Annotated in this window: 19 protein-coding genes; all 19 read right to left on the bottom strand. The window is 65.9% G+C overall.

Going from position 1 to position 20,681, the window contains the following annotated elements; genetic code table 11:
* Positions 1–66: 66 nt before the first annotated feature.
* The 19 genes from ACZYX4_RS03540 to argS all read right to left on the bottom strand — a co-directional run bounded on the left by ACZYX4_RS03540 (position 67) and on the right by argS (position 20,631).
* Positions 67–891 (bottom strand): F0F1 ATP synthase subunit delta, encoded by an 825-nt coding sequence (locus ACZYX4_RS03540; RefSeq protein ID WP_463873705.1) that lies wholly within the window; start codon positions 889–891, stop codon positions 67–69.
* Positions 891–1,439 carry a F0F1 ATP synthase subunit B gene (locus ACZYX4_RS03535; RefSeq protein ID WP_463873703.1) on the bottom strand — a complete coding sequence of 183 codons (549 nt, stop codon included), beginning with the start codon at positions 1,437–1,439 and terminating at the stop codon, positions 891–893. The genes ACZYX4_RS03540 and ACZYX4_RS03535 overlap by 1 nt, the downstream gene beginning before the upstream one ends.
* Positions 1,440–1,491: 52 nt before the next feature.
* A complete protein-coding gene (atpE, locus tag ACZYX4_RS03530) occupies positions 1,492–1,710 on the bottom strand; it encodes an ATP synthase F0 subunit C (RefSeq protein WP_463873702.1) in 219 nt (72 codons plus the stop codon).
* 78 nt (positions 1,711–1,788) lie between these two features.
* A complete protein-coding gene (gene atpB, locus ACZYX4_RS03525; RefSeq protein WP_463873701.1) occupies positions 1,789–2,589 on the bottom strand; it encodes a F0F1 ATP synthase subunit A in 801 nt (266 codons plus the stop codon).
* A 91-nt stretch (positions 2,590–2,680) separates the two neighbouring features.
* The gene (locus tag ACZYX4_RS03520) at positions 2,681–3,010 is read right to left on the bottom strand and encodes a hypothetical protein (RefSeq protein ID WP_463873699.1); all 330 of its coding nucleotides are present in this window, start codon (positions 3,008–3,010) and stop codon (positions 2,681–2,683) included.
* Entirely contained in the window at positions 3,003–3,488 is a 486-nt protein-coding gene (locus ACZYX4_RS03515) for a hypothetical protein (protein ID WP_463873698.1), read from the bottom strand. Before ACZYX4_RS03515 ends, ACZYX4_RS03520 begins: the two co-directional genes overlap by 8 nt.
* A gap of 119 nt (positions 3,489–3,607) precedes the next feature.
* Positions 3,608–4,633 carry an MraY family glycosyltransferase gene (locus tag ACZYX4_RS03510; RefSeq protein ID WP_463873696.1) on the bottom strand — a complete coding sequence of 342 codons (1,026 nt, stop codon included), beginning with the start codon at positions 4,631–4,633 and terminating at the stop codon, positions 3,608–3,610.
* Positions 4,630–6,504 carry a polysaccharide biosynthesis protein gene (locus tag ACZYX4_RS03505; RefSeq protein ID WP_463873695.1) on the bottom strand — a complete coding sequence of 625 codons (1,875 nt, stop codon included), beginning with the start codon at positions 6,502–6,504 and terminating at the stop codon, positions 4,630–4,632. Before ACZYX4_RS03505 ends, ACZYX4_RS03510 begins: the two co-directional genes overlap by 4 nt.
* 173 nt (positions 6,505–6,677) lie before the next feature.
* Complete coding sequence (locus ACZYX4_RS03500; protein ID WP_463873693.1) at positions 6,678–7,634, bottom strand: glycosyltransferase; 957 nt, start codon at positions 7,632–7,634, stop codon at positions 6,678–6,680.
* A 6-nt stretch (positions 7,635–7,640) separates the two neighbouring features.
* Entirely contained in the window at positions 7,641–8,549 is a 909-nt protein-coding gene (locus ACZYX4_RS03495; RefSeq protein ID WP_463873691.1) for a glycosyltransferase, read from the bottom strand.
* Position 8,550: 1 nt separating this feature from the next.
* Positions 8,551–9,336: an L-threonylcarbamoyladenylate synthase gene (locus tag ACZYX4_RS03490; RefSeq protein ID WP_463873689.1), complete on the bottom strand. Its 786-nt coding sequence runs from the start codon at positions 9,334–9,336 to the stop codon at positions 8,551–8,553.
* Positions 9,337–9,372: 36 nt separating this feature from the next.
* Entirely contained in the window at positions 9,373–10,245 is an 873-nt protein-coding gene (gene prmC / locus ACZYX4_RS03485; protein ID WP_463873688.1) for a peptide chain release factor N(5)-glutamine methyltransferase, read from the bottom strand.
* A gap of 17 nt (positions 10,246–10,262) precedes the next feature.
* Entirely contained in the window at positions 10,263–11,336 is a 1,074-nt protein-coding gene (prfA, locus tag ACZYX4_RS03480) for a peptide chain release factor 1 (protein ID WP_463873686.1), read from the bottom strand.
* Between the two features lie 193 nt (positions 11,337–11,529).
* Positions 11,530–13,698 (bottom strand): transcription termination factor Rho, encoded by a 2,169-nt coding sequence (rho, locus tag ACZYX4_RS03475; RefSeq protein WP_463873684.1) that lies wholly within the window; start codon positions 13,696–13,698, stop codon positions 11,530–11,532.
* Between the two features lie 353 nt (positions 13,699–14,051).
* On the bottom strand, positions 14,052–15,038 hold the full coding sequence (gene thrB / locus ACZYX4_RS03470; RefSeq protein ID WP_463873683.1) for a homoserine kinase: 987 nt from the start codon (positions 15,036–15,038) through the stop codon (positions 14,052–14,054).
* Positions 15,039–15,040: 2 nt separating this feature from the next.
* Positions 15,041–16,147, bottom strand: coding sequence for a threonine synthase (thrC, locus tag ACZYX4_RS03465; protein WP_463873682.1), 1,107 nt, complete (start codon positions 16,145–16,147; stop codon positions 15,041–15,043).
* On the bottom strand, positions 16,148–17,479 hold the full coding sequence (locus ACZYX4_RS03460) for a homoserine dehydrogenase (protein WP_463873681.1): 1,332 nt from the start codon (positions 17,477–17,479) through the stop codon (positions 16,148–16,150). It lies immediately after the preceding gene.
* The gene (gene lysA, locus ACZYX4_RS03455) at positions 17,480–18,961 is read right to left on the bottom strand and encodes a diaminopimelate decarboxylase (protein WP_463873680.1); all 1,482 of its coding nucleotides are present in this window, start codon (positions 18,959–18,961) and stop codon (positions 17,480–17,482) included.
* 5 nt (positions 18,962–18,966) lie between these two features.
* Positions 18,967–20,631 (bottom strand): arginine--tRNA ligase, encoded by a 1,665-nt coding sequence (gene argS, locus ACZYX4_RS03450; RefSeq protein WP_463873679.1) that lies wholly within the window; start codon positions 20,629–20,631, stop codon positions 18,967–18,969.
* Positions 20,632–20,681 lie beyond the last annotated feature (50 nt).

Raw genomic sequence — 20,681 nt, 5'->3', positions numbered from 1 at the left:
TTTCGTGATCATCGTTGCTCACGATGACCGGGGTTTCGTTTCGTTTGGTTGTGCTGGTCCGGCTGGCTAGGCAAGCTGGCGGTGGAGCTGGCCCAGGCGGGCGAGGAGCGAAGCGTCTACCACTTCGTCACCAACCTGGATCCGGATGCCACCGATCAGTGCCGGGTCAACGTTCATGTTGATCTTCAGCTCGCGCCCGTAAAGGGCATTCAGCCCCGCCTGCAGACGGCTGGTCTGTGTCTCCGTCAAAGGACGGGTGACGCTGACCGTTGCAATCCAGCGCTGCTGGCGCTTGGCTGCAAGCTCCGCGAAACGACGGACGAGCTTGGTTGCCTTGAGGCCACGGGGCTGCGAGACTGCCTGTCCGATAAGGACCTTCGCTTCCTCGCTTGCACTGGGTACGAGCTTTTCGGCGAGGGCAATCTTGGCGGCCGAGCCAGCCTGCGGCTCGGACACAGCACGCTGTACCTCGTGGTTGGACTCGACGGCCTGGTTGAAGGAAAACAGATCGTTCTCCAGTGTTTCCAGGCCGGTGATCCCCGAGGCAGAGACGGCAGACTTGTTCTCAGCAACGGCAATTACCACCGAAGCGGCAAGAGTCTCGAGTGCATCGCCGATATCCCGGGCCGACGCCCAGCGTGAGCTGGCCAGTCCGCCCGCGATATCCACAGCATCCGCGGAGACTTTCCCGCCGAAGAGCTGCTTGATAAGCGCCGACTTTTCGTCACCGCTGCGGGACGGGTCAGTCAGTGCGCGGCGCAAGCCAGCCGAGCTGTCCACCGTTCCCAGGATTCCGAAGAGTTCCTTAGCCAACTGCAGCGAGGCGAAAGGAAGCTTGGCTTCCAGCGCCACCAAGGCCGCGGTGAGCGATTCGCTCGATACACCTGCCATTACTTAGCAGCACCTGCGTTCTGGTTCTCCAGATCTGCCAGGAAGCGGTCAACCACACGGGCTGAGCGCGCGTCGTCCTCAAGGGACTCGCCAACAATGCGCCCTGCCAGGGTGGTGGCCAGCGTGCCAACTTCCGTGCGCAGCGCCACAACGGCCGCCTGGCGCTCGGACTGGATCGCCGCGTGCGCCTGGGCCGAGATGCGGGCAGACTCGACAGCTGCCTTCTCCTTCAGGTCCGCAAGGATCTGAGCGCCTTCGGCACGTGCTTCCTCGCGGATGCGGTTGGCCTCGGCGCGGGAATCGTTGAGCTGCTGCTTGTACTCTTCGAGAGCAGCGGAAGCCTCTGCCTGGGCCTTTTCAGCCTTGGCAATGCCACCTTCAATGGCCTCGGCACGCTCTGCGAAGGTCTTCTCGAACATCGGGACAACGTACTTGACCACGATGAACATGAGGACAGCAAAGCCGGCGAAGACGACAAGCATTTCCCAAGGATTGGGAACGAGAGGGTTGGCGCCCTCTGTGGCGGCTGAGATGATCAGCTGATTCATAATTCACCCGTCCTTATCTACTCGGTTCTGGATGTTCGCTCAGTTCTAACGGTTAGTTGAGAACGAACGCGAAGACCAGGCCGAGGATGGCGAGGGCTTCAGTCAGCGCAAGGCCGAGGAATGCGATCGGCTGGAGCACACGCTGTGCCTCCGGCTGACGTGCGACGCCGTTGATGTAAGCGGCGAACACGAGACCAACACCGATACCACCACCGATGGCCGAGAGGCCGTATCCGATGAGGTTGAGGGAGCCGTTAATGGTGCCTTCCATTATTTTCCTTTCAAGATGCCATCTATGTGGCAGGTTGTTTGGTGTACTTCATCCCCGTGGGGGGAAGATTTTGGGTGCCTAGTGGCTGTCCGCGTGCAGCGCGCCTTCAATGTAGATGGCGGTCAGCAGGGTGAACACGTAGGCCTGCAGCGCCATGATCAGCGCTTCGAGCATGTACATCGCAATCGCTCCGCCGAGGACGAGGACCGAGGTGCCCTTCAGGAGGATGTTCTCCTGCATGACGAGGAACTCGATGCCCGAACCGGCGATCATGACGATCAGGTGTCCGGCCAGCATGGTCGCGAACAGACGGAGGCTGTGCGTGACAGGGCGGACCAGGAACGTGGAGATGATCTCGATCGGAATGATGATCGGAAGAATGTAGACCGGGACTCCGGCCGGCATGGTGACCAGCTTGAAGTACTTCAGGCCGTTCTTCTTGATGCCGATGCTGATCCAGGTGAAGTACACGATTCCGGCGAGCACGTATGCGCCGCCGACGTGCGAGAAGCTCGGAAGCTGGATCACCGGAATGGCGCCGTAGATGTTGTTCACCAGGACGAAGAAGAACAGGCTGAACAGCAGCGGGACATACTTCATGAAGTCTTTGCCGCCGATGATGTCCTTGGCAATGCCGTTGCGGACAAAGCCATAGGCGGCCTCGCCGGCGAACTGCAGCTTGCCGGGAACAAGCTGGCCTTTACGGGCAGCTAGCAGAAAGAATGTGGCGATAATAACGACCGAAAGGATTACCAGCAGCATCTGCTTGGAGAATCCGTCGGCCGCCCCCCACGGCACGATTGCCGGCAGGTGGATTTCTTCAATTCCAGGAGGCGTAAAAGTTCCTGAATCTTGGGCCGGGAGCGCAAGCGCGATCAACGCGTTTCCTCTCTGCAGTGTCCATCATTGGGCGTTGGTCGGGGAAAGGCAACGTTGTTGTCGCACTCTCCCCGTGTGAAATTATTTGGCATTACTGATCCTCGTCCATGGACGGGCCACGTGCAGCATTGTCCCCGCCGGCCGATTTATCCGGGCTGGTGAGGCCGTGCATATGAGAAAGATAGAACCCTCCCGCGGCTCCCAACAGGGCGCCTGCGAGAACAATCCAGCGGGTTCCCCACAGATTATCCAGACCCCACCCTATCAAACTCCAGACGAGGATCCCGCCAATAATGTAGCTGAAGACGGCGATGCCGGCGTTGTATCCGCCGTCGCGTCCGTTGTCCGATACACCAGGGGCTCCGGACATTTTCTCCGGGGTGCGGGGCTTCTTCGCGGGGCGCTCTTTGCGGCTAAACATCAGTGCCGCCTTCCGGGGCCTCGGGGTCGTTGTAGAGCTGGAGACGGGCCTTGCTGAAACCGTAGATTTCAGCGGCCTGCCACAAGACCACAGTCACGACAGCGCCGGCCAGGAACCAGCGCGCGTTCAGCCACTCAGGACTGCCGATGGCAAACAGCACCACGGCAAAGCCGACGACCTTGATGAAATACGTGGCCGCGAACAGCCCAATGGCCCCGGAGGAGTGGTTGCGGCCGCCGAAATGGCCGACCAGGAGGCTGATCGAAAAGAAGGCGATCACCAGCACCCCGCCGAACAGGGACGACAGCGCCGCAGCCGTGCTGTCGAGAAGGAGCGCCGCCAGGCTGGTGAGGAGCAGGGCGCCGCCGGCAACGGCCGAACTGATGGCCAGCAGCCGCAGCCACAATGATTTTGTGGGACCTGAGACACCAACTGCTCCGGCGCCGGACGTTCGTCCGGGTTCGGCGTTGGAGGTCATGCGATCCCAATCGTCGAGGGGTGGTTTGCTGGTCAAGGGGCGCGGCGTCAACCCGCTCCTGAATTCTACACGAGATAGAACATGGCACGGCCCCGACCGGGATCTGCGGCCAATCCGGCCTAGGCCACCGGCACCCGGGTGACCTTCCGCCGTCGCCGGAAGTGCCGGATCAGGTCCGGGGAGGCAAGATAGAGCCCCAGCACCGCCATGCTTCCGGAGACGCAGAGCACCACTGTAGGCAGCGGCGCCGTCGCGGCGATGAACCCGAGGACAATCACCGCTGCGGTGCAGGCAGCGACTGTGCCGGCCGATTGCAGGTGCGAGAAGCCGACATCGGTCAGCCTCTGGTAGACGTGCTCACGGTGGGACGCGTACCACCGTTCGCCCGCCTTGATCCTGCGCAGCAGGGTATAGCCTGTGTCGGCCAGGTAAACCAGGATCGGCGTGAGGACGTATTCCACGTAGACCCCGCTCAGGAACCCTGCGACCGCCAGGGCCGCCACCGAAGCGCCGAGCAGGTAGCTTCCGACGTCGCCCAGGAAAACCGAACCCCTGGACAGGTTCCAAGGCAGGAACCCCAGAAAGGCCATGGCGAGCACCGCACCGCCAGCGGTGAGCCACGGCTGCCCGGACAGCGCTCCGGCCACAGCGTAGGCCGTGCCTGCAAGGATTCCATGGAAACCGGAAATACCGTTGATGCCGTCCATGAAGTTGGCAATGTTGATATAGGCCCCAATGGCCACCGCGGCCAGCGGCAGCCACCAGAAGGACTGGCCGGTGAGGACAAGCAGGGCCGAAGAACCGGCCGCACCGATCCCCAGTTGCGCGGCGGCGCGGCCTTGGATGGAAAGACCGCGGAGGTCTTCGATCCAGCCCACGGCCGCGCTCGCGACGATCACCGAGAGAACCACGAGGAAGACGGACCGGTCCACCGTCACCGCCCCGAGAAGGACGGCGGCGGCGTAACCGACGGCGGTGGCCAGGGAAACGGCCACCCCCATGCCACGGATGGTGGTCCGGGAGTGTGAGGATCTGGCCGACGGAACGTCGACGACGCCCATCCTGACCAGCCACGGCTTCACCGCAAACGGAAGCAGGACGCTGGCCAGCAGGGTGATGCCGGCAGCAAGGAACAGAGGCATCATGACGCCACCATCATGCTCTCGCCCGGTTCATCCGCCTCGTCGTCGGGGATGGACGCGATGTCGATGCCCTGCTCGGCCTCGCAGCGGGCGAGCCAGACACCGAGGTCCAGCCCGGCCGGGTCCTGTTCGTGTGCCCGGGTGTGCGAAATCTTGGGATGCAGGGGGCGTTCGCCCAGCTCGCCGATGCCGACGAGTTCCTCGTGGAGCTTCTCGCCGGGCCGGAGGCCGGTGTAGACGATGTCGACTTTCTTGCCGGACATAGCAATCATGCGCTGGGCGACGTCAAGGATCTTGACCGGTTCCCCCATGTCCAGGATCATGACTTCGCCGCCGCGTCCGATCGCGCCGGCCTGGATCACGAGCTGGCAGGCCTCCGGAATCGTCATAAAGAAACGGGTGACCTCGGGGTCCGTCACCGTCACTGGCCCGCCGACCCGGATCTGTTCAGTGAATAGCGGCAGCATCGAGCCCCGGCTGCCCATCACATTGCCGAACCGGACGGAGACGAACTTGCGGCCGGTCTGGCCTGCCATCCAGGCGGCAAGCTTTTCGGCGACGCGCTTGGAATGGCCAAGCGCCGTCGTCGGGTTCGCTGCCTTGTCCGTGGAGATGTTCACGAAGTGGGAAACGCCGCTGCGCTCGGCCGCGCGCAGCACGTTCAGGGTGCCGAGAACGTTGGTCTTCCAGGCCTCGATCGGATACTGCTGCAGCAGCGGGGCGTGTTTGAGGGCGGCAGCATGGAACACTACCTCCGGGCGGCGGTCTTCGAAGATCTCCTCGAGGGCGCCCCCGTCCCGGATGCTGGCCAGGACCGTGTCGCGGCCGGAGAGCAGCCCCCGGCCGGTGATGGAGATCTGGGTGTGCTGCAGCCCGGTTTCGTCATGGTCAAGCATGATCAGTTCCGCCGGAAAGAACTGGACGATCTGCCGGCACAGCTCGGATCCGATGGAGCCGCCGGCGCCTGTGACCAGGACGCGCTTGCCCTTGATGTAGCCCGCAATCTCGTCGACCTGGATATCGACCGGACGCCGGCCGATCAGGTCCTCGACCGCAACGTCACGGAAATCGGAGAAGCCCTGGGGCGCACCGCCGCCGAGCATGTCCCGGAGCGGGGGAAGGACCAGCACCCTGACGTTCAGTCCGGCGACAGCGTCTGAAATACGCCGGACGACGGAGGCCTCGACGTTGGCGAAGGCCAGTACCAGCACGGTGGCCCGGGTACGCCGGATGATGGCCGGCAGGTCGTCGCCGCGCCCCAGGACCTGGACACCGGTCAGCCGCAGGTGCTTTTTGGTGGGGTCGTCATCAATCAGCCCCACCGGGAAATACGGCGAATCGGCATCCTGGAGCATGCGCGTCAGCAGGGAGTTGCCGAGGAATCCGGCACCGTAGATCAGGGTGTTCTGGGCGCCGTCGCCCGGACGGTTCTTGCCTTCCACATAGAGCCTCTTGGCGTAGCGGGCGGCCCCCATAAAGAGGCAGGCGAACGGGAAGGCGATGAGTCCGACACTGCGGCCGATCCCGATTTCCGCATAAAGCACCAGCAGGGTCACCGTGATGGAGGCGGCCACAATCACGGTAACGAAGACGAGCGCCCTGGCTTCCTGGAAGCTGCCAAAAGGATACCTGCCGCGGTACAGCGCCAGTGCATAGCCGGCCAGGGCCTGCACCACGATGGCAACCGCCATGATGATCATGGCATTGACAAGCTGCTCTTCGCGGACGCCCGTTTCGTAGCGCAGCAGCAGCGCCAGGACGATCGCCACGACCCACGACATCGAGTCGAGGAACAGCTGGATCCAGATCCAGAGCGGGGGCTTCTTCTCGTCCAGTGCTGCGGCGGGTTCGCGCGCTTTAGAATTAGTACTCAACAGAGATTGCAACCGACTTCCACTACCACGGCGGCCATGCGCCTGTTTCGAAAATTGCCCGCCGGCCACTGCCGGACGGCACCCGGGTCTCCCACGATACTAATCGGTATCGCGCCGGAAACCCGGGTCCGCGCCAGTCGCGAAGGGGTGGTTCACCCGGATCTGTGCCTGAATCAGCCCTGTTCCCGGTCCGCCGCAGCAGGCACGGACGGCATCGGCTGCCAGTTGCGGTCGGCGAGGATGCCGCGTGATTCGCGCCATCCCCGCCACAGGGCCCCGGCCCCCCTGATGGTCCGTTCAACCAACACCAGGCGCGCGATTTCTTTCAGATACGTCAGGGCCGTCCCGGCACCGAATCCGAACCGGTTGTACTTGCCGTGCACGCGCAGGTACTGCGCCACGTGGCCCCGGTTCCGCATCACATAGCGGCGGCTCAAGTCGGAAGAATCGTTGAGGTGGCGCACGCCCAGATCCACCTGGCGCTGGGCCCGGACCTTCTTGATGACAAAGGCGTTGACGTAGACCACCGGCGTCTGCTGCGCTGCCAGCCATCCGTAGATGAGGTCGTCCCAGGTGATGAAGAACCTCGGGTCCGGCAGCCCGATGTTCCGTGCCACGGACGCCTTGATCAGCATGCCCTCAAAATTCCCCACATTGGTGGGGAAAACCTCGGACTTGCGGAAGACATCGCCCGAGACGGGCAGGAAGACGCCGAGCGCCTCCACAAAACGGTGTTGCCAGAAGAACGGCTTGCCGGCGGCGTCGTAGCGGCGGCCGACCATGCAGGAGTAGTCCGGCGTGAACTTCTCCAACGCCTCGACCGCTCCCGGGAGCACTTCGACGTCGTCGTCCATGAGCCAGAGCCACTCGGCGCCGGCGCCGAGGGCGAGGTCAACGCCGCGGGAGAAGCCGCCGGAGCCGCCGACATTGGCGGATAGGCGTTCGTACTGGATCGGCAGCCCGCCCGCAGCAATGGCGCGGGAGACAACCTCAGCGGTGTGATCGCTGCTGGCGTTGTCCACCACCACGATCCGGTCCGGCCGGGTGGTCAGGCGGCTGAAGGATTCGAGCAGGTTCTGCAGGAAATCGGCACGGTTGTAGGTGACGACGACGGCAAACAGGTTCTTCATGCCGGCCTAGCTGAGGGCGGACATCAGTTGGGCGGGCGAACCGAAGCCCTTTCCGCGGAAGCCGGCGGAATAGGCCCGGAACCAGTGCGCGAAACCCTTGAGGTCACCGGTCTTCAGGAAGTAGTACGGGAAGCCGACGATGTCCGCGCCGAACCAGCGCAGGTTCCGGTACTTCCGGGTGAGGTAGCCGCGGTTGCGGAAGTAGCAGTACCGTTTGAAATTGCCCTCGGGGATGACGGGGGTGATGAAGCCGCCGAAGACCGGCTTCATCTCGGTCCAGGTGGCGGGGTGCTGGACGGCGACTGTGGCCAGGGTGCCGTACTTGAGGCCGGCCTTTTTGACCCGGGACAGGAAGTCGACTTCGTCGCCCCGGATGAAGAACTTCACGTCCGGAATGCCGATCTTGTAGAAGACCTCGGTGCGGATCAGTGCGCCGTTGAAGAAGTGCACCATATCCGGAAGGTAGCCCATCGGAGCCAGCCGGGAGCGGTCGTTGGTCAATAGTCCGTTGATCCGGAAGTTGAACGAGAGCCGGTTGGGGTCGGCCGTGGCGGCGACGAGCGGGCTCACGATATCGAGCTGGTGCTCTTCGGCGGTCTTGAGCAGTTCGGCGAGGCAGGTCGCATCCTCGGGGTGGCCGTCATCGTCCATCATCCAGATCCACTCCGCGCCGCTGGCCATCGCTGCCAGGATCGCGTAGGCGAAACCCCCGGCGCCGCCGAGGTTCGCCTCGGAGCGCAGGTAGTTGATGTTGTCCCCGCCGGCCTTAACGACCGCGGTAGCCGGGACAGTGCCCGAGTCGACGAGCGCGATCGAGTGGATCGGGGCGGTCTGTTCGGCCAACCCCTTGAGGAGGAGGGTGAGTTCCTCATGGCGGTCGAAGGTCACTGCCGCGACGGCGACTTTGGGCTGCATGTCAGTTCCTTGGGGAATCGTCGGGGACGGGTGCGCCGCTGCTGTCAGGGTTGCTGCCTGAGGGGGTTTCGGTCGCGGTGTCGGGGGTTTCGGTCGTGGTTTCCGGGGGTTCGACGGCGGAGGGTTCCTCTCCTATTCCAAGCACTGCCGGGACAACCTCGCGGAGCCGTGCCAGGCTGATGGCGCCCTGGCGGACCACCCGCAGCGGCACGGCGGTGGCATCAACGATGGTGGACGGCAGGGCGTCGGCGCCCTCGGCCGGACGTGGCCCGCCTTCGAGGTAGACCTCCACTGACTCTGCGAGCTGGGCTTCGGCCTCGGCGGCGGTCAGCGCCGCCGCCTGGCCCGTGCGGTTCGCCGAGGAGACGGCCAGTGGCCCGGTGAGCGTCAGCAGGTCCTGGGCGACGTCGTCGGCGGGGATCCGCAGGGCGACGGTGCCCTTGGTTTCGCCGAGATCCCAGTCCAGGGACGGCTGGGCATGCAGGATCAGCGTGAGTCCGCCCGGCCAGAACGCCTCGGCCAGGCGCCGGGCCTCGGGCGGAACGTCCGTGGCGAGTCCGTCAAGGGCATTGAGCCTAGGGATGAGGACCGGCGGCGGCATTTTCCGGCTGCGGCCTTTCGACGCCAGCAGCATGGTCACCGCGAGGGGCGAGAACGCATCGGCGGCGATCCCGTACACGGTGTCCGTCGGGAAGACCACGCACTTGTGGTCCCGGATCGCCCGCTGGGCATGTTCAAGTCCGGCAGCTCGTTGCTCAGCTGCCGCGCAATCGTAGCTAGTCGTCACTGGCCCATTCTTTCATCACTTTGTGCGTTGCCCGGTTCACCGGGAGGCGGCCGGGTCGGCAAGGACGGCGCTGGTGGCCCGGTCCCTGCCGTTGAGGTCACGATGGGTGGCCACCGCGGCCCACACCCCGGAGCGTTCCAGCATCGCGGCGATCCAGCCGGCCTGCACTTCGGCGTGTTCCATCACGAAGTAGCCGCCGGGAACCAGCAGCCGGGCCGCGGAGGCCGCGGCCGCCGTCGGAAGTTCCATGCCGTCCGCTCCCCCGCCGTACAGTGCCTCGGGGGGATCGTGCAGTGCCACTTCGGGTTCGTTGGGGACCGCATCGGCGGGAATGTACGGCGGATTGGAGACGACGGCGTCGAACGTCCCGTTGTGCTCCGGCAGGGCATCGCGCAGATCCCCGCGGATCAGGTGGACGCCGAGCGGCAGCAGGTTCCGTACAGCCCAGGCGTGGGCAAACTCGCTGAATTCGACGGCGTGAACCTCCGCGCCGGGAACCTCGCGCGCGATCGAGCCGGCGATGGCCCCGGACCCGGTGCCAAGATCCACCACCTTGGGATGTGCCAGGCCCTGCAGCCTGTCAATCACAAGCTGCACGACGGATTCGGTTTCCGGCCGGGGAATGAACACTCCCGGGCCGACGGCCAGCTCGAGGTAGCGGAAATGCGCGACGCCGGTGATGTGCTGCAGCGGAATGCGCCGTGCGCGCTCGTCGATGAGCTCCTGGTAACCGTTCGGGGCCGGGGTGTCTCCGAGCATCAGGGCGCGGAGCCGGCCGAGCCCGACGCCGAGCAAGTGTTCGGCGAGGAGTTCGGCGTCGGCCCGGGGACTCGGGACGCCCGCGGCGGCCAGGACGGCGGTGGCCTCGCGGACCGCTTCCGCAAGGCTCAGCCCGGCTCCTTCTGTCATCACTGTGCGGGCCGGGATCAGTCGCCGATGGCGTCGAGGCGGGCCTGTTCGTCCATCTCGATGGCCGATTGGATGACCGGTTCCAGGTCGCCGTTCATGACCTGGTCCAGGTTGTAGGCCTTGTAGCCGGTGCGGTGGTCCGCGATCCGGTTTTCCGGGTAGTTGTAGGTCCGGATGCGCTCCGAGCGGTCCATGGTGCGGATCTGCGACTTGCGCTGGGCCGAGTTCTCGGCGTCGATCTGCTCCTGCTGGTGCGCCAGGATGCGGGCGCGGAGGACGCGCATGCCGGCTTCGCGGTTCTGCAGCTGCGACTTCTCGTTCTGCATGGCCACCACGATTCCGGTGGGAAGGTGGGTGATCCGGACGGCGGAGTCGGTGGTGTTCACGGACTGGCCGCCGGGGCCGGAGGAACGGTAGACGTCGATCTTGAGGTCGTTCTGGTTGATCTCAAGTTCTTCGGGCTCGTCAACTTCCGGGAGCACCAGCACGCCGGCCGCGGAGGTGTGGATGCGGCCCTGGGATTCCGTCACGGGAACGCGCTGCACACGGTGCACGCCGCCTTCGAACTTGAGCCGCGCATAGACGCCCTCGGCCGGATCGTTCGAGTTGCCCTTGATGGCCACCTGGACGTCCTTGTAACCGCCCAGGTCCGATTCGTTGGCGGAGATCATCTCGGTCTTCCAGCCGCGGGATTCCGCGTACCGGGTGTACATCCGCAGCAGGTCGGCCGCGAACAGGGCAGCCTCGTCGCCGCCTTCGCCGCCCTTGACTTCGAGGATCACGTTGCGGGCATCGTCCGGGTCGCGCGGGATCAGCAGCCGGCGCAGCTTGGCCGCAGCCGTCTCCAGGGCAGCCTCAAGCTCGGGCACCTCGGCCGCAAACTCGGGGTCCTCCCCCGCCATTTCCCTGGCAGCCGCAAGGTCGTCCTCGATGCCGTGCCAGGCATGGTATGCCTCGACAATGCCGTTCAGCTGAGCAGAACGCCGCCCCAGCTTCCGGGCCAGCTTCTGGTCAGCATAAACAGCAGGATCTCCAAGCTGTGCCTGGATAGCGTCATGCTCATCCAACAGGCCCTGTACGGACTCAAACATTTTCAAAACCTCTTTCGACTCTTCCAAGTCTAGTTACTGCAACGCGGGGTCACTTACCGCCCATGCCAAGGGCCCTCATGGGCTCCAGGTGACCCCGCGTTGTTTTCTGACGCGGGGTACCCGGTTAACGCAACAACCGCCCGGGACAGTGGCGGCCCTGAAGGCCCGCCACTGTCCGAGCGGTTACGCGTCGCTACTTGTCGTTATCGGACTTCGCACCAAGCGTCGTCTTCTGCACCTGCATGAGGAACTCGACGTTGCTCTGGGTCTCCCGGATCTTATTGGTCAGCAGCTCAAGGCTCTGCTGTGTTTCGAGTCCGGAAAGGACGCGGCGCAGCTTCCACATGATCTTGACTTCCTCGGGGGACAGCAGGTTTTCCTCACGGCGGGTACCGGACGCGTTGACGTCCACGGCCGGGAAGATGCGCTTGTCCGCAAGCTGGCGGGACAGGCGCAGTTCCATGTTGCCCGTGCCCTTGAACTCTTCGAAGATGACCTCGTCCATCTTGGAACCGGTCTCGACGAGCGCGGTGGCCAGGATGGTCAGTGATCCACCGTTTTCGATGTTGCGGGCTGCACCGAAGAAACGCTTCGGCGGGTACAGCGCTGCGGAGTCGACGCCGCCGGAGAGGATACGGCCGGATGCCGGCGCCGCCAGGTTGTAGGCACGGCCCAGGCGGGTCATCGAATCGAGGAGAACCACCACGTCCATGCCCATTTCCACGAGGCGCTTGGCACGCTCGATGGAGAGCTCGGCCACGGTGGTGTGGTCGTCGGCGGGACGGTCGAAGGTGGAGGCAATGACCTCACCCTTGACGGTGCGCTGCATGTCAGTGACTTCTTCAGGGCGTTCGTCAACGAGCACCATCATGAGGTGGACCTCAGGATTGTTGATGGTGATGGCGTTGGCGATGGACTGGAGAATGAGCGTCTTGCCGGCCTTCGGCGGCGAAACGATCAGGCCGCGCTGGCCCTTGCCGATCGGGGCAACCAGGTCGATGACGCGGGGGCCGATCTTCTTCGGGTCCGTCTCGAGGCGCAGGCGCTCGGAGGGGTACAGCGGGACGAGCTTCGCAAATTCGACGCGGTCCTTGAGTTCCTCGGGGGTCTTGCCGTTGACCGAGGTGACGCGGACCAGGGCGTTGAACTTCTGCCGCGCGGTCTGCTGCTGGTTCGACGGCTGGGCCTCACCTTCACGCGGTGCACGGATGGCACCGACGACGGCGTCACCCTTGCGCAGGTTGGACTTCTTGACCTGGGCGAGCGAGACGTAGACGTCGTTCGGGCCCGGCAGGTAGCCGGAGGTGCGGATGAACGCGTAGTTCTCCAGCACGTCCAGGATGCCGGCGACGGGCAGCAGGACGTCGTCCTCGGTGACCTCGACGTCGTCGACGTCCGGTCCCTGCACGCGTCCCCGACGGCGGTCGTTGCGGTCGCGGAAGCGGTCGTTGCGCGAGGTGTTGTCGCGGCTGTCCTGCCCGCCGGAGCGCTCGGAGCGCTCGGGACGGTCGTTGCGGTCACGCCGGTTCCGGCGGTTCCGGCGGCTGCCGCCGTCGCTGTCGTCACTGTCGCGGTTGTTGTCGCGGGTGTCGCGGGCGTTGTCGCGGGTGCCTGCAGCCTCGTCGCGGCCGCCGCGGGTGCGGGTGCCGTCCCGGCGCTGGCCGTCTTCGCTGCCCTGCTCCGCCTGGCGCTGTTCAGTGCGCTGTTCCGTGCGCGGCTCAGCCTGACGCTGTTCGGCCGGGGCCTCGACAGCGGTCGGGGCTGCGCCCTGACCGGCAGACTGTTCCGGAACCTGGCCTCCGGCCTGCGCGGCGGCTTCGCCGCGGCGGCGGTTGCGGGTGCGCGGCTGGCGGGTGCGGTCCCCGCCTTCAGCCGAAGCGGCAGAACCAGCAGCGGCAGAGCCGTTCTCGGCCGAACCAGCCTCTGCGGACGCCGCGGGGGCCTCCACGGACGGAGCGGCTGCGGGTGCCTCGGCGGCGGGAGTCGTGATGACGCCGTCGCTGCCGGCGCGGCGGCTGCGGCCACGCCCGCGGGCACGCGGGTTCTCCTGGGCCGGGGCCTCGGAGTCGGCGGCAGCAGGCGCCGCAGCCTGGGCGACGGTACGGTTGTCGGTCGCCTTTTCAGCAGCGCGGGCCGGAGCCTTGCTCACCGGGGTACCGGCACGGTGGGCGGAAATGGCCGACACAAGGTCGCCCTTCCGCATCCGCGAACCGCCGGAAATCCCCAGCTGGCTGGCAAGAGCCTGGAGCTGGGCGAGCTTGAGGCCGGCGAGGCCGCTGCTCTTAGCGGGTGCTGCCGTAGACGATCCGGCAGCAGAAGATGATGTTTCCACAGCTGAAGACAGCTCAGTGGTTTCGGTCACGAAGGATCCTTCCCCCTCGACGGCGTCCAGGCTAGGAGCTGGACGCGATGATTTGATCTGGGCTGCAGTTCAGATCTGCAGCCGGGATTTCGGCCTTGCCGGATGGATATTGGCCAGCACGGCCGGATACAGCTCCACCTGGCGCGTTCCGGACGATAAGGAACGGCGGGCTGACTTTTCAGGGGTGCAGAGATTGTTTCTGCGGATTCCTGCGTCAGACCAAAAGCAGGTGGCACCGGACAATATTGCGCAGTGAAAGATGAGAGCGGGAACTGGGCCAACATCGCGGTCTTTTGAACAGTGACTGAGCTACTGACAGGTTAGTGACAATGACTGAATTACTGCCTGCGTGATTACCGCCGGTGCACTTCCACTTTAGCACCTTCAACGTCCACAGCCAGCTTCATCACACGCCAGCCCACGTCCGGCGTGTTGCCGGACGTGAAGGTGCCGATGAACCCGACGGCGGCCTCGGCCTGGGCCTCCCCGTTGGCGAGGACCAGCACGGTCGGTCCGGCGCCGGAGACGACGGCGGCAAAACCCGCCCGCCGCAGCGCCGCGATCAGGTCCGCGCTGGGGCGCATGGCCTCGGCGCGGTAGCTCTGGTGCAGGTAGTCCTCGGTGCCGGCCAGCAGAAATTCCGGCTTTTGCGTCAGGGCGTGGATCAGCAGGGCCGCGCGGCCGGAGTTCATCGCCGCGGCGTGGTGGCCCACCGAGGCAGGCAGCAGCGCCCGTGCGGTGTCGGTGGAGAGTTCAAAGTCCGGCACGGCAACCACCGGAATGACCGCGGAGGCGACCGCCGCGCAGGTGCTGCTGTACTGGTCACTGTCCTGCCATGACAGCGCCAGACCGCCGAATATCGCGGGTGCGACGTTGTCCGGGTGCCCTTCCATCTCACTGGTGAGCTGCAGGACCCAGTCCTTGCCCCGGCGCGCCGCCTCCGGAACCAGGGCATTGGCGGCGGTCACCGCGGCGACGACGGCACAGGCGGAGGAGCCCAGGCCGCGGCCGTGCGGATTGATATTGTCGGCCGTGATCCGAAGGCCGTCGTGCCGGAAGCCCAGGCGGTGCAGGGCCTCTGTAATGGCCCTGACCACCAAATGGCTGGCATCGCGGGGCAGGGATTCCGCCCCTTCACCGCTGAGCTCGAATTCCAACTCGCCGCTGTCCAGGGTTTCCACCGTCAGCGTGTCGAACAGCGTCAGCGCCAGGCCGAGGCTGTCATACCCGGGGCCGAGGTTCGCGCTGGTGGCCGGCACGCGGACGGTGACGAGCTGCCCGGCCGGAACCGCCGGCGTGTCGGCGGCGGACTCGGCCGGGATGGTGAGGGTGGTTTCCACGGTTACTTTTCTTCCAGTCCCAGGGCCGTGGCCACGGTGACCACGTCGTTCGAGACCTTGACGGGCTGCACCTCGCTGCCGTCCTCGGTGCGGAGCGCCCACTGCGGGTCCTTGAGTCCGTGGCCGGTGACCGTGATGACGATGGTCTTGCCGGCCGGCACTTCGCCGGCAGCGTGCTTCTTGATCAGGCCGGCGACGCCGGCGGCGGAGCCCGGCTCGACGAAAACGCCTTCACGGGCGGACAGCCAGCGGTGGGCGGACAGGATTTCCTCGTCCGTCACCGCTTCGATCACGCCGCCGGACTCGTCGCGCGCGGCGATGGCGAAGTCCCATGATGCGGGGTTGCCGATCCGGATGGCGGTCGCAATCGTGTCAGGTTCCGTGATCGGGTGGCCGGCGACGAACGGTGCCGCGCCGGCGGCCTGGAAGCCCCACATGACCGGGGTCCTGGTGGAGACTGCGGCCAGTGTTCCGGCGGTGGCGGACTCGAACGGCGCGCAGTATTCCTTGTAGCCCTTCCAGTACGCGGTAATGTTGCCGGCGTTGCCCACCGGGAGCACGTGGTAGTCCGGGGCGTCGCCGAGCCAGTCGACCACCTCGAAGGCGCCGGTTTTCTGGCCCTCGATCCGGGCCGGGTTGACCGAGTTGACCAGGAACACCGGGTAGGACTCCCCCAGCTTGCGGGCAATGTCGAGGCAGTTGTCGAAGTTGCCGTCGACCTGCAGCAGGGTTGCGCCGTGCGCGATCGCCTGGCTCAGCTTCCCCATCGAGATCTTGCCTTCGGGCACCAGCACCACGCAGGTGAGTCCGGCCGCGGTGGCATACGCGGCAGCAGAGGCCGAGGTGTTTCCCGTGGAGGCGCAGACCACGGCCTTGGCCCCGGAGGCAACCGCAGCCGTCATGGCCATGGTCATGCCGCGGTCCTTAAAGGAGCCGGTCGGGTTCATCCCCTCGACCTTGAGGTACACCTCACTGCCGGTGAGCGCGGAAAGCTGCTGCGCGTAAACCAGCGGGGTCCCGCCCTCCCCCAGAGTGATGACCTTGGTCGCCTCGGTGACCGGCAGTCGTTCAGCGTATTCGCGGATAACGCCGCGCCATTGGTGAGCCACTTAGACTCCTTCTACCCGCAGTACGGATGTAACGGAATTGATGACGTCCAGGCCCTTGACGGCCTCGACGGTGGCTGCCAGTGCAGCCTCGCTTGCGCGGTGGGTCACGATCCGGAGTTCCGCCGATTCGGTATTGGAATCAGCATCCCGGTGGATCGTCTGCCGCATGATTTCAATGGAAACGCCGTGCTCGGCGAAGAGCTGGGCGATCCTGGCCAGCACACCGGGCTGGTCCGCAACATCGAGGCCGATGTAGTAGCTGGTGACAGCGGCGGTGATGGGAAGCGCGGGCACCTGGCCCGTTGTGGTCTCTGCGCGGCCGGGACCGCCCAGGACGATGCTGCGGGCAGCGGAGATGAGGTCGCCCATCACGGCGGAGGCGGTCGGTTTGCCGCCGGCGCCCTGGCCGTAGAACATCAGCTCACCGGCGTTTTCGGCCTCGATGAAGACGGCGTTGAACGCTCCGCGCACCGCTGCCAGCGGGTGTTCGCGCGGCAGCAGGGTCGGGTGCACGCGGACGGACACGCCGGCGCTCCCGTCGGCTGTTTCCGTGCCTGCGGCGGGGAGCTTCTCGGCGATCGCCAGCAGCTTGATCACGAACCCGGCGTCCTTCGCCGCGGCGATGTCGGCGGCCGTGACGGAGCTGATGCCCTCGCAGTACACGTCGTCCAGGGAGAAGCGGGTGTGGAAGGACAGCGAGGCAAGGATCGCGGCCTTGGAGGCGGCATCGTGGCCCTCGACGTCGGCGGTGGGGTCGGCTTCCGCGTAGCCCAGGCGCTGGGCCTGGTCCAGGGCGTCAGCGAACTGCGCCCCGGTGGAATCCATCTGGTCCAGGATGAAATTGGTGGTTCCGTTGACGATGCCGAGCACCCGGGTGATCCGGTCGCCGGAGAGGCTGTCCCGGATGGGCCGCAGGATGGGGATCGCGCCGGCAACGGCGGCCTCGTAGGACAGCTGCACACCGGCCTTGTCCGCTTCCTCGTGGAGCGTCGGACCATCTTTGGCTACCAGGGCCTTGTTGCCGGTGACCACGCAGGCGCCGCTGCGCATGGCGGTCAGGATCAGGGTCCGCGCGGGTTCGATCCCGCCCATCAGCTCGATCACCAGATCGGCGTCCTTGACCAGGGCCTCGGCGTCGGTGGTGAACAGTCCGCGGGGCAGTTCAACGTCACGGGGTGCGTCGAGGTTTCGCACGGCGATGCCGGCCAGCTCCAGGCGGGCGCCGGCGCGCGAGGCCAGCATGTCGGCATCGTCCAGGAGAATCCGCGCAACCTGGGCCCCGACGTTGCCACAGCCCAGCAGGGCTACTTTCAGGGTTCGCAATTCAGTCATTCAGACTCCCATGTCGCGGTTGAGCAGATCTTCTTCGGTTTCCCCGCGGACAATGAGCCGGGCAGATCCGTCGCGCACAGCGACAACGCCCGGCCGGGCCAGATAGTTGTAGTTGCTTGACAGGGCCCAGCAGTAAGCGCCGGTGCCCGGTACAGCGAGCAGATCACCGGCTGCCACGTCCTCGGGCAGGTATACATCTCTAACAACTATGTCGCCGCTCTCGCAATGTTTGCCCACAACCCGGGAAAGCTGCGGGGCTGCGTCCGACGCCCGGGAGGCCAGAATCGCCGAGTAATCCGCGTCGTACAGCACGGGACGCGGGTTATCGCTCATGCCGCCGTCCACCGACACATACCGGCGCGGGTACGTAACGTTTTCGCCGGGTTCTCCGCTGCCGGCGGCCGGCGCATCGACCCGGACCGTCTTCAGGGTGCCTACTTCGTAGAGCGTGAAGGTGGTGCTGCCGACGATCGCACGGCCCGGCTCGATCGAAATGCGCGGGGCGGAAATCCCCAGCTCAGCGCATTTGGAGCGGACGACGGCGGCCATCGCCTGGGCGATTTCGGCGGCCGGGCGCGGGGTGTCCACGGCCGTGTAGGCGATGCCGTAGCCGCCGCCGAGGTCAAGCTCGGGGAGCTCGATCGAGTACTTGGCCTGCATCGCGGCGAGGAAGTCCAGCAGCTTCTCCGCGGCGAGGGCGAAGCCGTCGGGTTCGAAGATCTGCGATCCGATGTGGCAGTGCAGGCCCAGCAGTTCGATGCTGGGGTGGCCCGACGCCGCGGCCACGGCTTCCTCGGCTGCGGACAGCCCGGCCTGCTCGGTGGAGTCCCCGGCCATGGAGAGGCCGAATTTCTGGTCCTCGTGGGCCGTGGCGATGAATTCGTGGGTGTGCGCGTGCACGCCCGGGGTCAGCCGCAGCATGACCTTCGCGGTTTCACCGCGGGCGCCGGCAATCTTCGCGACGCGCTCGAGTTCGGCGAGGCTGTCGACCACGATCCGCCCCAGTTTCAGATCCAGCGCCCGGTGGATCTCGCCGTCGGACTTGTTGTTGCCGTGGAGCGCGACGTCAGGGCCGGGGATCCCGGCGCGGACGGCGACGGCAAGTTCGCCGCCGGAGGCCGTATCCAGCCGCAGCCCCTCTTCCTCCACCCAGCGGACCACTGCCGTGCACAGGAAGGACTTGCCGGCGTAGTAGACGTCCACACCCCCGCAGATGTCAGCGAAGGCGTCGTTGAAGGCGTCGGAAAAGGCGCGGGCACGGGCCCGGAAGTCGTTCTCGCTCATCACGAACAGGGGCGTGCCGAACTGGCGCTGGAGCTCGCTGACGGTGATGCCGTCAATGGCCAGTTCGCCGGTGTCGTTCCGGGCGGCCCCGGCGGCCCACAGCGGCTCGTGCAGGGCATTGAGGTCAGCGGGGACGGCCAGCCATTCCGGCGCGAGCGGGGACGCCGCGCCGCCGGTGGTGGACGGGTTCGTGGTCATGGCGGTTACATCCGTTCCGGCGCCGAGACGCCCAGTAGTTCCAGCCCGTTGGCCAGCACCTGGCTCGTGGCGTCGTTGAGCCACAGACGGGTGCGGTTGAGATCGGTGATCGGCTCGTCGCCGAGCGGCGCGACACGGCAGGCGTCGTACCAGCGGTGGTAGGCGCCGGCGACGACCTCGAGGTGGCGGGCCACGCGGTGCGGCTCGCGCAGTTCGGCGGCCTTGGCCACAATCGAGGGGTAGCTGCCGAGGTAGGAGAGCAGCTCGTTCTCGGTCGCGTGCTCGAGCAGGGATGCTTCAAAGCAGTCTTTGCCGTCCACACGGCGCTGCACCCCGGCGGCAACGGCATTGCGGGCCGTGCCGCGGGAACGGGCGTGCGCGTACTGGACGTAGAACACCGGGTTCTCGTTGCTGTGCTTCTTGAGCAGTTCCGGGTCCAGGGTCAGCGGCGAATCAGCCGGGAAACGTGCCAGCGAGTAGCGGACCGCGTCCTTGCCCAGCCAGGAGATGAGGTCCTTGAGCTCGATGATGTTTCCGGCACGCTTGGAGAGCTTGGCGCCGTTGACGGAGACCAGCTGGCCGATCAGGACCTCGATGTTGACCTCGGGGTCGTCCCCGGCGGCGGCCGCAATGGCCTTGAGCCGGTTGATGTAGCCGTGGTGGTCCGCGCCGAGCAGGTAGATTTTCTCGGTGTAACCGCGGTCCTTTTTTGACAGGTAGTAGGCGGCGTCGGCGGCGAAGTACGTCGGCTCGCCGTTCGCGCGGATCATCACGCGGTCCTTGTCGTCACCGAAGTCCGTGGTGCGCAGCCAGACTGCGCCGCCGTCGTCGTACACGTGTCCCTGCTCCCGGAGCCGCGCGACGGCGTCCTCGATCGCGCCGCCGTCGTGGAGTTCCTGCTCGGAGAAGTAGACATCGAAGGCGACGCCGAACTCGGCCAGGGTGCGCTTGATGTCATGCAGCTGGGCCTTGTAGGCCGCGCCGCGGATCACCGGCAGCGCGGCGACGTCGGTCAGTTCGCGGATGTCCGGGTGCCGGGTCAGCACCTCGTGGCCAAGATCGGCGATGTACTCGCCGGGGTAGCCGCCCTCCGGGACCCCGCGGCCGTGGAGCCGGGACAGGACCGAGTGGGCGAAGACGTCCATCTGCGACCCGGCGTCATTGATGTAGTACTCGGCCGTGACGTCGGCGCCGGAGGCCCGGAGGACCCTGGCAATCGCGTCGCCCAGGGCCGCCCAGCGGGTGTGGCCGATGTGCAGCGGGCCGGTGGGGTTGGCGGAGACGAATTCCATGTTGACCGTGTGGCCTGCGAGCGCGGTGTTGGTTCCATACTCCGGCCCGGCCTCGACGATGGCCTTGGCCAGGGCACCGGCGGCGGCAGCGTCCACGGTGATGTTCAGGAACCCCGGACCGGCGATGTCGACGGCGGAGACCCCGTCGATGGACTTCAGCCGGGCACTCAGGACGGAGGCAAACTCCCGGGGGTTGGTGCCCGCCGTTTTGGCCAGCTGAAGGGCAATGTTGGTGGCCCAGTCGCCGTGGTCCCGGTTCTTCGGACGCTCAACGCGCACCTCATCCGGGACATCGGATGCGGAGAGGGCAATGTCACCGGCAGCGACGGCGTCCTTCAGGCAGGCGGATATGGCGAGGGAGAGTTCTTCAGGGGTCACGGCTCCAGCCTACCGGTGGCCTGCAGTGTCGCGGAATTTGGCGCCGGTAG

The organism is Pseudarthrobacter leeuwenhoeki (genome assembly GCF_055412885.1).
Note: the sequence above shows the minus strand (reverse complement) of the source record. Positions and strands in the feature narration are given on the sequence as shown.